Origin of the sequence: Streptomyces sp. NBC_00385 (assembly GCF_035917155.1) — a bacterium.
Classification (GTDB): domain Bacteria; phylum Actinomycetota; class Actinomycetes; order Streptomycetales; family Streptomycetaceae; genus Streptomyces; species Streptomyces poriferorum.
This window is the reverse complement of sequence record NZ_CP107951.1, coordinates 4340376-4356014: the sequence shown is the minus strand read 5'-3', so window position 1 is coordinate 4356014 and position 15639 is coordinate 4340376. Positions and strand designations below refer to the sequence as shown.

Annotated in this window: 13 protein-coding genes; 7 read left to right on the top strand and 6 right to left on the bottom strand. The window is 72.0% G+C overall.

Annotated features, from left to right (window positions below; translation table 11 throughout):
- The first annotated feature begins 29 nt into the window (after positions 1-29).
- Positions 30-1019 (top strand): phosphotransferase enzyme family protein, encoded by a 990-nt coding sequence (locus tag OG959_RS19400; RefSeq protein ID WP_326666479.1) that lies wholly within the window; start codon positions 30-32, stop codon positions 1017-1019.
- A gap of 3 nt (positions 1020-1022) precedes the next feature.
- Here the strand turns inward: OG959_RS19400 and OG959_RS19395 are convergent, their stop codons facing one another.
- Entirely contained in the window at positions 1023-2648 is a 1626-nt protein-coding gene (locus OG959_RS19395; protein WP_326660103.1) for a protein kinase domain-containing protein, read from the bottom strand.
- Positions 2649-2965: 317 nt separating this feature from the next.
- Here OG959_RS19395 and OG959_RS19390 point away from each other — a divergent pair, with 317 nt between their 5' ends.
- Positions 2966-4627 (top strand): protein kinase domain-containing protein, encoded by a 1662-nt coding sequence (locus tag OG959_RS19390; RefSeq protein WP_326660101.1) that lies wholly within the window; start codon positions 2966-2968, stop codon positions 4625-4627.
- Between the two features lie 385 nt (positions 4628-5012).
- Here OG959_RS19390 and OG959_RS19385 read toward each other — a convergent pair whose 3' ends face one another.
- Entirely contained in the window at positions 5013-5318 is a 306-nt protein-coding gene (locus OG959_RS19385; RefSeq protein WP_326660099.1) for a hypothetical protein, read from the bottom strand.
- Between OG959_RS19385 and OG959_RS19380 the strand changes: the two genes are divergently transcribed.
- From OG959_RS19380 to OG959_RS19360, 5 genes are all read left to right on the top strand, one after another.
- Positions 5308-5559, top strand: a complete 252-nt coding sequence (locus tag OG959_RS19380; RefSeq protein ID WP_326660097.1) for a hypothetical protein — start codon at positions 5308-5310, stop codon at positions 5557-5559. The genes OG959_RS19385 and OG959_RS19380 overlap by 11 nt on opposite strands.
- A gap of 96 nt (positions 5560-5655) precedes the next feature.
- A complete protein-coding gene (locus tag OG959_RS19375) occupies positions 5656-6267 on the top strand; it encodes a PadR family transcriptional regulator (protein ID WP_326660095.1) in 612 nt (203 codons plus the stop codon).
- Between the two features lie 109 nt (positions 6268-6376).
- Positions 6377-7144: an ABC transporter ATP-binding protein gene (locus OG959_RS19370; RefSeq protein ID WP_326660092.1), complete on the top strand. Its 768-nt coding sequence runs from the start codon at positions 6377-6379 to the stop codon at positions 7142-7144.
- Positions 7141-9984, top strand: a complete 2844-nt coding sequence (locus tag OG959_RS19365) for an FtsX-like permease family protein (RefSeq protein WP_326660090.1) — start codon at positions 7141-7143, stop codon at positions 9982-9984. The genes OG959_RS19370 and OG959_RS19365 overlap by 4 nt, the downstream gene beginning before the upstream one ends.
- 131 nt (positions 9985-10115) lie before the next feature.
- A complete protein-coding gene (locus OG959_RS19360; protein WP_326660088.1) occupies positions 10116-10664 on the top strand; it encodes a bacterial proteasome activator family protein in 549 nt (182 codons plus the stop codon).
- A gap of 215 nt (positions 10665-10879) precedes the next feature.
- Here OG959_RS19360 and OG959_RS19355 read toward each other — a convergent pair whose 3' ends face one another.
- From OG959_RS19355 to OG959_RS19340, 4 genes are all read right to left on the bottom strand, one after another.
- A complete protein-coding gene (locus OG959_RS19355) occupies positions 10880-11869 on the bottom strand; it encodes an NAD(P)H-quinone oxidoreductase (protein WP_326660085.1) in 990 nt (329 codons plus the stop codon).
- A gap of 204 nt (positions 11870-12073) precedes the next feature.
- Positions 12074-13147 carry a potassium channel family protein gene (locus tag OG959_RS19350; protein ID WP_326666477.1) on the bottom strand — a complete coding sequence of 358 codons (1074 nt, stop codon included), beginning with the start codon at positions 13145-13147 and terminating at the stop codon, positions 12074-12076.
- A 20-nt stretch (positions 13148-13167) separates the two neighbouring features.
- Positions 13168-14757, bottom strand: coding sequence for a molybdopterin molybdotransferase MoeA (locus OG959_RS19345; RefSeq protein ID WP_326660083.1), 1590 nt, complete (start codon positions 14755-14757; stop codon positions 13168-13170).
- On the bottom strand, positions 14754-15602 hold the full coding sequence (locus OG959_RS19340) for an NTP transferase domain-containing protein (RefSeq protein WP_326660081.1): 849 nt from the start codon (positions 15600-15602) through the stop codon (positions 14754-14756). Before OG959_RS19340 ends, OG959_RS19345 begins: the two co-directional genes overlap by 4 nt.
- Positions 15603-15639 lie beyond the last annotated feature (37 nt).

Sequence of the window (15639 nt, the reverse complement as noted above, 5' to 3'; positions counted from 1 at the left end):
CCTTCCCGCCTGTTCCTCCGGTCGGCGAGGTGCTGCGCCGCTATCCGGACGCCGGTGATCCGCTCACCTGCGAGCCCCTTGACCAGGGCCTGCTCAACCACGGCTACCGGGTGTCGACGACGCGCGGCTCGTACTTCCTGAAGCACCACCTGGACGACTCCACCGGCGACCGCGCCACGATCGTCCGCCAGCACCGGGCCACCCAGCGGCTCCAGTCGCTCGGAGTGCCCGTCGCGCCGCCCGTCGTGGACAGCGAAGGCGACACCGTCACCGAGATCGGCGGCCGCTGCTACGCCCTGCATCCCTGGGTCGACGGGCTGCACCGGGCGGGCGCCCAGCTCACCCTCGCCCAGTCGCTGCGTCTCGGGGCGCTGCTCGGAGCCGTACACACAGGTCTTGAACAGGTGATGGGCGCGGGCACGGGGGCCGGGGCTCGGTCCGGCCATGCGAGCCCCGATCCCGCCGACACCTTCGCCGTGATCGACGAGCTGCTGGCCGCGGCGCGCGGCCGGCGGCCCCGGGACGCCTTCGACGAGCTGGCCGAGCACCGGCTCCTGGAGCGGCGCACCCTGCTGGAACAGCACGCGGAACGCCGGCCGCCCACCCCGGACGGTCCGGCGACCGGCTGGGTCCACGGCGACTTCCACCCGCTGAACGTGCTCTACCGGGGCGCCGAACCGGTCGCGATCCTCGACTGGGACCGGCTCGGGGTGCAGCCGCGCGCGGAGGAGGCGGTACGGGCCGCGGCGATCTTCTTCGTGCAGCCGGCCGGGGAGCTGGAGCTGGGGAAGGTGCGGGCGTACGCACGCGCCTACCGGCGGGCGGCGGGAGCCGGGGCGGACGAGCTGGCCGCGGCGGTGCACCGGGTGTGGTGGGAGCGGCTCAACGACTTCTGGATACTGCACTGGCGCTACTGCCTGAACGACAGCAGGGCCGACCCGCAGTTCCCTGCGGTGTCGGCCCTGGCGGTCTGGTGGACCCGTGAGTACGAGGCGGTGCGCGACGCGTTCACGGAGTGAGCGTTACGGGGTGGTGCCACCACCGGCGCCCGCGGCGGCTCCGGCTGCGGCACCGGTGGTGGTTCCGGCGTCCGTGCCCGTGCCGGCGTCCGTGCCCGTGCTGGTGCCCGCGTCCGTACCCGCGTCCGTACCGGCGTCCGTACCGGCGTCGGTGCCCGCGTCCGTGCCCTCGTCCGTGTTGCCCTCGCTCGTGCCCGACGTGGCCGTCTCGGTCGGTGCCGTGTCCGTAGGCGTCGGATCGGCCGTCTCGCTCGGGGTGTACGACGGGGTGTACGACGGGCGGTAGGTGGGCTGATCCTGCTGGTCACCCGTGGAGTTGCCCGGCTGCTCGGTGTCCTGCGTCGTCTCCTCCTCGGTCGGCGAAGCCGATGTCTCCGTCGGGGAGGGCGAACTGGACGTCGAGGTGACGGGCGCCTTCGGCTTCTTGCCGTTGTCGTTGGCCGCGTTGACCGCGAAGGCGACACCCACACCGATGGCGATCAGGGCGAGCACGACGAACAGCCACAGCTTGCCGCGGCCGCCACCGCCCTGCCGGGTGCTGCCGCCGTCGTAGCCCCCGTCGTCCGGGTTCATCGGCGGCAGGATCGGGCCCTGCGACGTGTCCCCGTGGTACCCGCCCTGACCCATCGCACGGGTGGACCCGGTCATACCCCGGGGGGGAGTGCCGGGGCCGTCGTTCAGCACGACCGGGCCGGTGTTCCACGTACCGGTGTGACCGCCCTGCACCTGGAGCATCTGCAGGCTGTACTGGACCAGCCCGCGCATCTCCTCGGCGCTCTGGAAGCGGTCGTCCGGGTCCTTCGCCAGCGAACGCATGACGAGCCCGTCGAGCTCGGGCGGCACCGTCCCGTTCGAGATCTCCGACGGCGGAACCGGGATGTCCTGAACGTGCTGGTACACCACCGACAGCGGCGTCTCGCCGGTGAACGGGGGCCGCAGCGCGAGGAGTTCGTACAGCAGACAGCCGGTGGCGTACAGGTCGGAGCGGTGGTCGACGGCCTTGCCCAGCGCCTGCTCGGGGGAGAGGTACTGCGGCGTACCCATGACCATGCCGGTCTGGGTCATCGTGGACTGCGCGCCGTGCAGCGCACGGGCGATGCCGAAGTCCATCACCTTGACCGCACCGGAGTGCGTGATGATCACGTTGGCGGGCTTGATGTCCCGGTGCACGATGCCGTGCTGGTGCGAGTAGGCGAGCGCCTCCAGCACCCCGGAGACGATGATCAACGCCTGCTCGGGAGGCGGGGCTTCGGCGTTGAGGAGCAGGTCACGGATGGTGCGGCCCTCGACCAGCTCCATGACGATGTACGGCACGGTCTGGCCGGCCACGGTGTCCTCGCCGGAGTCGTACACCGCCACGACCGCATGGTGGTTGAGACCGGCGACCGACTGCGCCTCGCGCGTGAACCGGGCCTTGGAGACCGGGTCCTCGGCAAGATCGGAGCGCAGCAGTTTCACCGCGACGGTACGTCCCAGCCGGACGTCCTCGGCCGCGAAGACCTCGGCCATACCGCCCCGGCCGAGGCGGCCGGTCAGCCGGTAGCGTCCGTCGCCGACGACACCACCGACGCCCCAGGAGTCGGTGCCATCCGGAACTCCGCCGCCGTTTGCTTCGGGTTCGGGTGCCATCAGTCCTCGCCGTCGTTTCTGTCCGCGCGTCCGCGGGTCTCACGGTGCCTTGCTGCGTCGCCGGCCGCGTTGCCGACTGCATTGCGACGTCACGCTACAGCCTTGGCCGGACACACCGTTTTCGAGAGGGACGGGCCATCCAACCGGCTGGCGCGCCCCGTGCGCAAATTCGATGCGGTTCCTGTAACGCTTCCGAGACGCTTCCAGTGCGTAGGGTCACGGAACGGGCACCTGGCTTGACGTGTCGTACCCCTCGGGCAGACTTGGCCAGTAATACGGATCTTCGCGCGGTCGCGCGCCCTAGGGGGAAGCAAGTCATGAGCCAGGACGGCGCACACGGTGCCCAGGGTCGCTACGCGGGCGGTTCGGTCGCCGGCGGCCGCTACCAGCTGCGTGACCTGCTGGGCGAAGGCGGGATGGCCTCCGTATATCTGGCGTACGACTCCGCCCTCGACCGGCAGGTAGCGATCAAGACGCTCCACACGGAGCTCGGCCGCGAGCAGTCCTTCCGCGAGCGGTTCCGGCGCGAGGCGCAGGCGGTCGCCAAGCTGCAGCACACCAACATCGTCTCCGTCTTCGACACCGGCGAGGACGAGCTCGGCGGCGCGCTGATGCCGTACATCGTCATGGAGTACGTCGAGGGGCAGCCGCTCGGCTCCGTCCTCCAGGCGGACATCCGCAACTACGGTGCGATGCCTGCCGACAAGGCCCTCAAGGTGACGGCCGACGTGCTGGCCGCGCTGGACACCAGCCACGAAATGGGGCTAGTGCACCGCGACATCAAGCCCGGCAACGTGATGGTGACCAAGCGCGGTGTCGTGAAGGTCATGGACTTCGGCATCGCCCGCGCCATGCAGTCGGGCGTCACGTCGATGACGCAGACCGGCATGGTCGTCGGCACCCCGCAGTACCTCTCTCCCGAACAGGCCCTGGGTCGTGGCGTGGACGCCCGCTCCGACCTGTACTCGGTCGGCATCATGCTGTTCCAGCTGCTGACCGGCCGCATCCCGTTCGACGCGGACTCCCCGCTCGCCATCGCGTACGCGCATGTGCAGGAGGAGCCGGTCGCCCCGTCCACGATCAACCGGTCGATCACCCCGGCGATGGACGCCCTCGTCGCCCGCGCCCTGAAGAAGAATCCGAACGAGCGCTTCCCGAGCGCCGCCGCGATGCAGGACGAGATCGCACGCGTGCTGAGCGCGGGCGGCCAGACCGGCGCCCCCGTGATCGTCAGCGGTGCGGGCGCACCGGCGAACAGCGGCTCGGGTGTCGGCTCGGCGGTCTTCCCGCCGGTCGACCAGTCCACCCCCGCGCCGCAGAACGTGCAGACGCCGTACCAGCCGGGCCCGTACCAGTCGCAGCAGCAGCCCGGCCCCTACGGCGCACCGACCCCGGCGCCCGCCCCGGCGGCGAGTTACGGCTACCCGCAGTCGGCGCCCGCCTATCAGACGCCGGCGGCGATGTCGCCGATGCAGCAGCAGACCCCGCCGCCGTACACGGTCTCGCCTCAGACGCACACCACGTCGTCCTCGGGCGGCGGCTCCAAGCGGAACATGCCGGTGATCGTGGGCTCGATCGTGGTCGCACTGATCGCGATCGGCGGCCTGATCACGGCGCTCGCGCTGAACAAGGACGACGAGTCGGGCAAGGGCGGCACCGAGGCCACGTCGAGCGAGTCCCCGAGCGGTGAGCACAAGGATCCGGAGCGGAACCGGACGATGGACACCGAGAAGTGCACGGACGCACCGGAGGACATCGACGACCCGAACAAGGTCCAGGCGCCGAGCTTCCTCTACAAGGACATCCTCTCGGCGCGTGCGTGCGCGGACGCGGCCGGCTGGACGATCAAGCAGATCAAGGTGCCGGGCAACGCGTACGCGGAGGACCAGATCATCGACCAGTTCCCCACCCCCGGGGCCGCTGTGTCCGAGACGGGCGCGCACTTCGAGCTGCGCATCGCGACGGGCGACCCGGCGTAGGGCACCGCCGCGAAGGCCCTCGCCGCGCTCTTTGCCGTCCTTGCGCTGCCTCCTCCGCCACCCTCCTTGCCGTCCTTGCGCCATCCGTCCGCATGACCTGAGATGCCGGACATACCGTCACATGTGACGCTGATCTCATGGCTTCAGGACACCATGCCTCGCGGCCCTCAAGGTGCGTGGCCTGCCTGGCACTGACGGCAGCAGCGGCACTGGGGGCCATGTCGGCCGGGGAGGCGCAGGCGGCCGACCGGCGTGCCCCGGTGCAGAGGGCGGCGGCGCACGGGCCGACGGTGGGCGCGGCCGTGACCGCGGCCTCCTGGGTGCCGCTCACGTCCGGTTCACCGTCCGCGCCTTCGTCCCGCCTGCCGGCCTCGCCGTCGGGCCGTCAGTCGTCCGTTCCGCCGTCGGTTGCGCCGTCGATTGCGCCCTCCGGTCCGTCGTCGGCGTCTCCGTCCGCTTCGCACCCCGGCGCATCCCGCCACCCCTCCGCGGTGCCCGCGCGCCCGGCGCACTCGGCGCATCCCGCACCACCGCGGTCCGCCTCGCCCACGCGTTCCGCGTCCTCGTCCGCCTCCTCCGCACCGCCCTCGCCGAGCCCCGGATCGCCGCGCCCCGACGACGCCCAGTCACCGTTGGCCGGGTGGCCCGCCGGGCAGGGGCGGCCGAGGCCCGGGAGGACGATGACGCCCACGGAGCTCGCCCGGGCCGACGCGCTCGACGCGGCCGAGGAGGAGGCCGAGGCGACGGAGCAAGCCGCCGTACCGGTCGTCACCCCGGACGCGAGCACGTCGCCCGGAGCCGGCCGGATGTCGCGGCAGGCCCTTGAGGGGCCGGCCGTCGAGCAGGTCCAGCAGGTGTCGCTCGGCGCGGGAATCGCCCTGGTCGGGCTGGGTCTCGGCTTCCTCGCCTTCCGTATGCGCCGCTCCGGCTGAGCGGCGCCCGAAAGGGCCCCTGCCCCTGCCCCTGACCCTGCGACAGCGGGCCGCGGTGACTTGCATTCGTCAACATACTCGGTATACATACTCAGTATGTCGATCCGTCATGGGCTCCTGGCCCTCCTGGAACGGGGGCCTCGGTACGGCTCCCAGCTCCGCACCGAATTCGAGTCGCGCACCGGCTCCACCTGGCCGCTCAACGTCGGGCAGGTGTACACGACGCTGAGCAGACTGGAGCGCGACGGCCTCGTCGTCCAGGACGGCGAGGACGACCAGGGGCACGCCCTCTACTCGATCAGCGACGACGGACGCACCGAACTGCGCGCCTGGTTCGAGACCCCGGTCGACCGCAGCAGCCCGCCCCGTGACGAGCTCGCCATCAAGCTCGCCATGGCCGTCGGCGCCCCCGGAGTCGACATCCGGGCCGTCATCCAGGCCCAGCGCCACCACACCGTGAAGGCGATGCAGGACTACACCCGCCTCAAGGCCCAGGCGCTCACCGACGTCCCCGCCAACCGTGACGAGGTCGCCTGGCTGCTCGTACTGGAGCAGCTGATCTTCCAGGCCGAGGCCGAGGCCCGCTGGCTGGACCACTGCGAGTCCCGGCTGGTCCGTCTCGCCGAGGCCGCCGCCACCGAGCCCGCGACGGGCACGCCCTCGCGTGCCGCCGCCCGTACCACCTCCCGGCCCCGCGCCCGCCGCTGAGCCGGCGCCCACACCGCTCGACCACGGCCTGCGCCCCACACGCGGGCCACGGCCCCGGCCTGCCGCCGGGACCCGACCACAGACCTGTTCCGAGGGGGAACCCACCGTCATGTCCCCGCACGTCCCGTCCCCGGCCGCTCCGCCCCTGCCGGTGGATGCTCCGGTGCTCGAACTCCGCGACCTCACCCGTACCCACGGCACCGGCATCGCCGAGGTGCACGCCCTGCGCGGCGTCAACCTGGCGGTGCATCCCGGTGAGCTCGTCGCCGTCATGGGCCCCTCGGGCTCGGGCAAGTCCACCCTGCTGACCCTCGCCGGCGGGCTCGACACCGCGACCGGCGGCCAGATCATCATCGAGGGCCAGGACATCGCCACGCTCGGCCGCAAGGGCATCGCCGCGCTGCGCCGCCGCAGCGTCGGCTACGTCTTCCAGGACTACAACCTGATCCCCGCCCTCACCGCCGCCGAGAACATCGCCCTGCCGCGCGAACTCGACGGGGTCTCGGTCCGCAAGGCGCGCAAGGAGGCCCGCGCCGCCCTGGAGGAGATGAACCTCCTCGACGTCGCCGACCGCTTCCCGGACGAGATGTCCGGCGGCCAGCAGCAGCGTGTCGCCATCGCCCGCGCTCTGGTGGGCGACCGGCGCCTGGTGCTGGCCGACGAACCGACCGGGGCACTCGACTCCGAGACCGGCGAGGCCGTCCTCGCGCTGCTCCGCAACCGCTGCGACCAGGGCGCCGCCGGGGTGATGGTGACGCACGAACCGCGGTACGCCGCCTGGGCGGACCGGGTGGTCTTCCTGCGGGACGGCTCGATCGTCGACCAGACGCTGACCGCGGGCGCCGACTCGCTGCTGGCAGCCGGGAGCACCGAGTGAGCCCCTTCACGGGGTGGCGCGCCGCCCTCCGGATAGCCCGCCGCGACGCCATGCGGGCCAAGGGCCGCAGCGCCCTGGTGGTCGCGATGATCGCGCTGCCGGTCCTCGGGGTGACGGCCGCGGACGTCACGTACCGCAGTATCGACTCCACCCGGGCCGAGCAGCTGACGGCCCGGATGGGTTCGGCCGACGCTCTGTTCAGCGACCCGGGCATGGGGCCGCTGCAGCAGATGCCCGACGCCAACGCGTACGACATGGCCGGTGACGAACCGCCGCAGGGCGAGGTCCCGCCGGTCGACATGCGCACCGCGTTCCCCGAGGGGGCGCAGGCGATCAGCATCCAGTCCGTACCCGCGAGCGTCACGACCGCGTACGGACTCACCAACACCGAGATCGTGGAGTTCCGCACCTCGGACGCGATGGCCCGCGGCAAGGTCGACCTGGTCGAGGGCGAGTTCCCGCGCGGCACCGGTGAGATGGCGGCCACGAAACCGTTCCTGGACTCGTCCGGGCTGCACATCGGCTCCCGCACCACCGTGAACAGCGTCGGCCGGACCTACACCATCACCGGCGTGGTCGAGCAGCCCGCCGATCTGAAGGCGCAGCAGTTGTACGCCGACCCGGGCGCCGTCATCGCCCCGTGGCGAGACGCGTCCGACCGCGACAAGAAGGTGCTGCCGCCGAACACGGGCTCGACCGAGTGGCTGGTCAAGGGGTCCGGCGCGGCAGGCATCGGCTGGGACGACGTGCTCTCGGCCAACAGGACCGGCGCCCTGGTCCTGTCCCGCCAGGTGGTCCTGGACCCGCCGCCGGACTCCGAGATCCCGATGGCGCAGTCGGTGAACCACTACGACGCGAACGACTCCGCCGAGGCGAGCGCGGCCGCCGTCACCGTGGTCGCCATGGCGCTCCTGGAGATCGTCCTGCTCGCCGGACCGGCCTTCGCCGTCGGTGCCCGCCGCTCGCGCCGTCAGCTCGGCCTCGTCGGCACCTGCGGCGGCGACCGGCGCCATGTACGCGCCGTCGTGCTCTCCGGCGGGCTCGTGCTGGGCGCCATCGGGGCGGTGACGGGCGTCGCGGCCGGGCTGCTGCTCACGATGGTGTTCCGGCCGCTGATCGAGGAGTGGGCCGGGCAGCGCTTCGGCTCGCTGCTCCTGAAGCCGGCGGAGCTCCTTGTCATCGCCGCGCTAGGCCTCCTCACGGGACTCCTCGCGGCCCTGGCCCCGGCGATCGTGGCCGCCCGGCAGTCCGTACTGGAATCGCTCACCGGCCGTCGCGGTGTGCGCCGCAGCTCCCGGGTGCTGCCCACCGTGGGCGCCTGTGTGCTGGCCCTCGGCATCGCGGTCGCCGTCCTCGGTGGTACCGGCGGCGAGTCCACGCTGGTCGCCGGCGGCTCGGTCGTCGCCGAGATCGGGCTGCTCGCGTGTATCCCGGTGATCGTCGGCCTGCTGGGCCGGCTGGGCCGCAGGCTGCCGCTCTCGCCGCGGATGGCGCTGCGCGATGCGGCCCGCAACCGCGGCCGCACCGCTCCGGCGGTCGCCGCCGTGATGGCGGCCGTCGCGGGCTCGGTGGCCATCGCGACGTACATGTCCAGCAGCCTGGCCGAGTCCGACCAGGACTACACGCCCATGCTGTCCCGGGGCACGATGGTCCTGTCGTCCACCGACGCCAAGACGGCCGAGCGGCTCCCGCTGGCCCGTGCGTCCGTCGAACAGAACATGGCGGTGACCGGCGGTCACGCCGACTTCTCCCGGGTCTGGGCGGGCAGCGACTGCAACGTCTACTACGAGGACGAGGACAGCTGCGGCAGCATGGAGCTGGTCAAGCCCACCGGCAAGGGGCACACGTGCCCGCTCAACACCAAGGGCGCCAAGGAGCTCGCCGCGCGGCTCTCCCCGGAGGAACACCGGCGGATGATGCGCTCCCCCGCCTGCGTGGACGAGTACATCTCCTCGGGCAGTTTCAGCTCGGAGGCGAACAACATCGTCGTGGCGGGCCCCGACCTGCTCCGCACGTATGTGAAGCTCGACGACCCCGCGGCCGCCGCGGCGCTGACGGCCGGCACTCCCGTCCTGCTGAACCAGGCGTACGCGAAGGACGGTGAGGTCACGCTCAAGGCCGTCCACACGTACAACGCCAAGGACGAGAAGAACCGCAAGCTGCACCCGGGGCCGGCCCGCAGGTCCACGGACCGGGTGAAGGTGTACGTCGCGGACGCGGAGTACGCCGCCACCCCGGGCATCCGCATGATCCTGCCCCAGCGGGCCGCCGAGCGGCTCGGCCTGCACACCCAGCCGAGCGGCAGTGTGTACGCCGTCCCGCACCCGCCGTCGGACGCCGAGGAACAGCGCGTCTCGGCCGCCATCGACCAGACCGGCGGCGGGCTGTGGCTCCAGACCGAACACGGCCCCAGCGACCGGATGAGCACCGTTCTGCTGATCCTCACCCTGTTCGCCGGTGTGGTCACCCTGGGTGCGGCGGCCATCACGACCGGCCTCGCCAAGGCCGACGCCGAGGCCGACCTCACCACGCTGAGTGCGGTCGGCGCGCCCCCACGGGTACGCCGGACCCTCTCGGGATTCCAGTGCGTGGTGGTGGCCCTCACAGGGGTGCTGCTCGGCACCGCGGCGGGCCTGGTGCCCGCGGTGGCGCTGCGCCTGGTCGATCTGCGCAACTCGATGGACGCGATGCGGGAGGAGCCCATGGAGTCCGCGTTCACACCGATCGTGCTGCCCTGGGCGACCATCGGGGTGCTGGCCGTGCTCGTTCCGCTGCTGGCCGGAGTGCTGGCTGCGGTGTTCACCCGCTCGCGGCTGACGCTGGCCCGGCGCGCCGGGTGACCGGGGACGAGGCCGTGTCGGCGGCCTGACCGGCGGCTTCGACGCACATCCGGTGCCCCCGGAAACGGTGGATCATCCGTTTCCGGGGGCACCACCATGGTGGACGGCGTGTGTGCGAGACAATGGGCAGCATGGAGATGCCGAGGAATGAACGGTCGCAGGAGCACCCCCAAGTCCTCGTAGTGGGACAGGACGGAATGGCGATCGGCGGCGGTGGCACTGACGACGAGTCGCGTGAGGTCCCGGTGACGGAAATGGTCGAACAGCCCGCGAAGGTCATGCGCATCGGCAGCATGATCAAGCAACTCCTGGAGGAGGTCAGGGCGGCTCCCCTCGACGAGGCGAGCCGGGTGCGCCTGAAGGAGATCCACGCCAGCTCGGTCAAGGAGCTGGAGGACGGCCTCGCGCCGGAGCTGGTGGAGGAGCTGGAGCGGCTCTCGCTGCCGTTCACCGAGGAGTCGATTCCCTCCGAGGCAGAACTCCGGATCGCGCAGGCCCAGTTGGTCGGCTGGCTGGAAGGCCTCTTCCACGGCATCCAGACGGCACTGTTCGCCCAGCAGATGGCGGCCCGGGCGCAGTTGGAGCAGATGCGCCGCGCACTGCCTCCCGGCAGCGGTCACGAGGACGAGGACGGCGGCGCGGACCCGCACGGGGCGCTCCGCTCCGGCCCGTACCTGTAGTTCCGGGCCGGTCCGGTACGCCCATCGACCCACCGATCCCGCGAGAAGGGCCCGGCACACGAGGTTCGTGTGCCGGGCCCTTCGACGTTCCTGCGCTCAGCCGGGTCTCTTCTGTCCAGGCCGTCGCGGACCTGTCCAGGCCGTCGCGGACCTGTCCAGGCCGTCGCGGACCTGTCCAGGCCGTCGCGGACCTGTCCAGGCCGTCGCGAGCCTGTTCAGGCCTTCTCGGGCGCCTGGAGGAGCACCTTGCCGACGTGGGTGCTGGACTCCATCACCCGGTGGGCCTCCGCTGCATCCCGCATCGGCAGCGTGCGGTCCACGACCGGCCGGACGACACCGTCAGCGATCAGCGGCCAGACGTGCTCGCGTACGGCGGCGACGATCGCGGCCTTCTCGGCAAGCGGGCGCCCGCGCAGCGACGTCGCCGTGACGGCGGCCCGCTTGGTCAGCAGGGCGCCGAGGTTCAGCTCGCCCTTGGCCCCGCCCTGGAGACCGATGATCGCGAGCCGCCCGTTGACGGCCAGTGCCCGCACGTTCCGGTCCAGGTACTTCGCGCCGACGATGTCGAGGATGACGTCCGCGCCGCCCCCGTCCGTCGCCTTGCGGAGCTCGTCGACGAAGTCCTGCTCCCGGTAGTCGATCAGGATGTCGGCACCGAGCTCGGCACAGCGCGCCAGCTTCTCCGGGCCACCTGCGGTCACGGCGACCCGCGCGCCGACCGCCTTGGCCAGCTGAATCGCCATCGTGCCGATGCCGCTGGACCCGCCGTGGATCAACAGCGTCTCGGCAGGACGCAGATGGGCCACCATGAACACGTTGGACCAGACGGTGGCCGTCACTTCGGGCAGCGCCGCGGCCAGGGTGAGGTCCAGTCCTTCCGGTACGGGGAGCAGCTGGCCCACGGGGACGGCGACCTTCTCCGCATAGCCGCCGCCCGCGAGGAGCGCGCAGACCTCGTCGCCGACCGACCAGCCGACGACGCCGGGGCCGAGGGCCGAGATACGGCCCGCACACTCCAGGCCCGGGTACGGGGACGCCCCGGCCGGCGGGTTGTAGAAGCCCTGCCTCTGGAGCACATCGGCCCGGTTGACCGCGCTGGACACGACGTCGACGAGGACCTCGCCCTCGCCGGGTACGGGATCGGGCACCTCGGCCCACACGAGCGCCTCGGGGCCACCGGGTTCAGGGATCGTGATCGCATGCATGGCCGCGAGGCTACTCCGTGGACAGTGGACGGCCACGACGCACGGTGGCGCGGGGCGGGTCGCCGGGGTGGCGGTCCTCTCCGATCCGCTCCGATTCACCCCGACTCGCTTGCGGCCGCTCAGCTCAGGTCAGGTCAGCTCAGCTCAGGTCAGGTCAGCTCAGGTCAGGTCAGCTCAGGTCAGGTCAGGTCAGGTCAGGTCAGGTCAAGCGCGCGGGGCCGTCTGCGGCGGGTGGTTCAGGGGTGGTTCGTTGGAGGCACGCACGATGGTGATCAGCCGGTCCGTCAGCTGCAGGGGGCTCGCCGCCGGATCGTCGTACCCCAGAAGCCGGTGGCCGCGCAGGACGTTGACCACGAGGTCCTCGGTCTCCCGGACGCTCTTGCCCACCTCGGCCTTTATCACCGGCCGCTCGACGAGATCGAGTCCACTGCCCTGTTGGATCAGGTCCTCCATCACCATGCCCGCGCTGGGACTGAGCACGGACAGGCCGAGCAGCCGGCCCGCCGCACTGGCGCTGGTGATCACGGCATCGGCACCGGACTGCCGCAGCAGCGGGGCGTTCTCCTCCTCACGCACCGCGGCCACGATCTTCGCGCCACGGTTGAGCTGACGCGCGGTCAACGCGACCAGGACCGCCGTGTCGTCGCGCTGGGTGGCGATGATGACCTGACGCGCCTTCTGCAGCTCCGCGCGCAACAGCACATCGCTGCGCGTCGCATCCCCGAGCACTCCGGTGAAGCCCTCGGCGTTGGCGATCTCTATCACCTTGGACGCCGGGTCCACGATGACGATCTGGTCCTTCCGCAGCCCGGTGGCGCAGAGGGTCTGGATGGCCGAACGGCCCTTCGTACCGAAGCCGACGACGACGGTGTGGTCACGCAAGTTGGTTCTCCAACGCTTCAGCCGGAAGTCCTCGCGGGTCCGTTCCGTGAGGACTTCAAGGGTGGTGCCGACCAGGATGATGAGGAAGAGCACCCGCAGCGGCGTCACGAGCAGCACATTCATGAGCCGGGCGCTGTCGCTGTACGGGGTGATGTCGCCGTATCCGGTGGTGGAGAGGGTGACCGTCGCGTAGTACACCGCGTCCAGGAGGTCGACCTTGCCATCGGCTGCGTCGTGGTAGCCGCCCCGGTCGACCCACACGATCAGCACCGTGGCGGCAAGCACCGCCAGAGCCATCATCAGCCGCTTGGCAACCTGACGGGCCGGTCCGTCGACGACCCGGCGCGGGAGCATCACCCGGGTGGGGACGACCTGTTCGTCGGCGCGCCTGGCCATCGCGTCATGGCCGGGAAGTTTCACGTGAAACACCCTTCAGTCCACGGCGTCGCCGGGGCCCACGGTAGATCGAGGATCTCCACCTCGGTGCCGGACCGTACCCCGCCCGGCCCCACAACAGCCAGCCCGTCCGCGGCAGCGACGCCGCGCAGCATGGCAGGACCGTTGTAATGCAGAGGTACGACGTGATCCGTCGCCCCATCGGTTCCCGTGCTGCCGCGACGAGTCGCGGAGGCGGGCCCGGGGGCGCCGGCGGCGCGGTGGACCACGGGGACCAGACGGGTGTCGTGCGGATGGCCGTGCACGTCGTCGCGCACCGACACCCGGTAGGGCGCCTCGACGGTGCGGCCGGCCAGCCCTCTGAGCAGCGGTTCGGCCAGGGTGAGCAGTCCGGACACCGCGGCCAGGGGGTTGCCGGGCAGGCCGACGAGATACGGCCCCGCGGCGCCGAGCCGGGCCAGCAGCATGGGGTGACCGGGGCGGACGGCGACCCCGTCGACGAGCAGTTCGGCATCGATCCGGGCCAGCACGGGGTGCACATGGTCGACGGGTCCGGCGGCGGTGCCGCCGGTGGTGACGATCAGGTCGGCCTCGGAGCCCGTGAGCGCCTGCCGCAGGGCTTCCGCGTCGTCGCCGAGGCGGCGCGGGGCGGAGACCTCGGCCCCCAGAGCGCGCAGCCAGGGGCCGATCATCGGGCCGAGAGCGTCACGGATCAGCCCGTCGTGCGGCAGCCCGGCGGTGAGGAGTTCATCGCCCAGGACGAGTACGTCGACACGCGGCCGGGACCGGGTCGGCAGCTCGTCGTATCCGGCGGCTGCGGCCAGGCCCAGGACAGCGGGCGTCACCAGCGTTCCGGCGGGGAGGAGTTGGTCTCCGGAGCGGCACTCCTGTCCGCGCGGCCTGATGTCCTGGCCGGGATTGACCTGCCGCTGTGCGTACAGCAGCCCCTTGGCCCCGTCGGCGTGGGCGTGTTCGCTGCGGATGACCGCGGTGACGTCCGCCGGGATGCGGGCACCCGTGGCGATGCGGATGGCGTCGCCGTCGGGGAGAGGCGCGGGTGTGCCATGGCCGGCGAGGATCCCCTCGTCGTCCCGGATGGTCCAGGGTCCGGGCCCGGCGACGGCCCAGCCGTCCATGGCAGAGGTGTCGAACGACGGTAGATCGGTGAGCGCGGCCAACGGCTCGGAGAGCACCTGGCCGAGTGCCTGGTCGAGAGGGAGCCGCACGGTACGGGGCGGAACGGCGAGTCCGGCCCTGGTCGCGGCAGCGCGGGCCTCGCACCACGGGGTCGCACGGACATGCGGCCGCTCCTGGGGCGCGGGGGAGTCCGGGCCGGCGCGGTGGGTTGAGGTGTTCGGGGCGTTCGGGGCGTTCGGGGCGTTCGGGGCAGTCGGGGCGTCCGGGGTGGGGTTGGTCGAGGTGATGGGGTCCTCGGGACGGTCCTCGGGCGGGCCTGATGCCCGAAATCCGGGTCCGGGTCCGGGCGCTCTCCCTGTGCCGGCCCAAGGAGGCGCCTGCCGGTTGACCAGCGCCAGGGCCTGCGCGACGGCCCTCTCCTCATCGGCCTCGGCAGCGCTGACCCCTTCGGCGTTGCCGCTGTGGCCTGTCATGGCGTCTCGGCCTCGTCCGCCCACCGGACGGCGAGCGCGGCCGCCTTCCGCGCGGCCTCGGCCACTGCCTCCGGGCCGCCACCGTCACCGCTCGCCTTCGCCGCCGCGTATCCGACCAGGAAGGTGGTCAGCGGCGCGGCGGGGCGGGCGACACCGTGGGCGGCATCGCGGGCGAGGTCGAGCAGGACGTCGGTGTCGACGTCGAGTTCGATGCCCAGTTCGTTCTTGACTGCGGTGATCCATTCGTCCAGCACGGTCCCATGCTCCCTGATCCGGGCCCTGGCCGAAGCGATGTCCTCCCAGGTGTCGCAGTCGAACGAGGCGAGCGGGTCCGCCATCACCCTGGAGAGCGTCAGTTCATGGGTGAGCAACCGCAGGGGCAGGCCGGCCAGGCTGCCGTGCTCGGTGGCGATGAGCGCCAGTTCGCGACGCAGCGGCTCCGCGCGGTAGACGGCGACCAGCGGCTGGTCCCGGCCGTCCCTGTCGGTGCACACAGCGCCCTCGACGTCCTCCTGACCCACCGCTTCCAGCAACGCGGCGACCGTGTCCGAACCCAGGAACGGCAGATCGGCGGAGAGCACGAGTACGCGCTCCGCCGCCGTGTGCCGCACCCCCGCACCGAGCGCGGCCAACGGGCCGCCGCCCTGAGGCTCTTCGCGCGTCCAGGTCACGGCACGTGCGGTGGGCCGTCGTCCTCCCACCACCACGGTGGCTTCGGCTCCGGCACAGGCGCCGAGCACCCGGTCGAGCAGCGCACGGCCGCCGACCCGGACGCCGGGCTTGTCGGCACCGCCGAGCCTCTTGGCGGCTCCTCCGGCGAGAACGATGGCGTCATACGCGGTCATGCCCCGAGTATGCGTGCCCACCGCCCGGCGGGTCCTG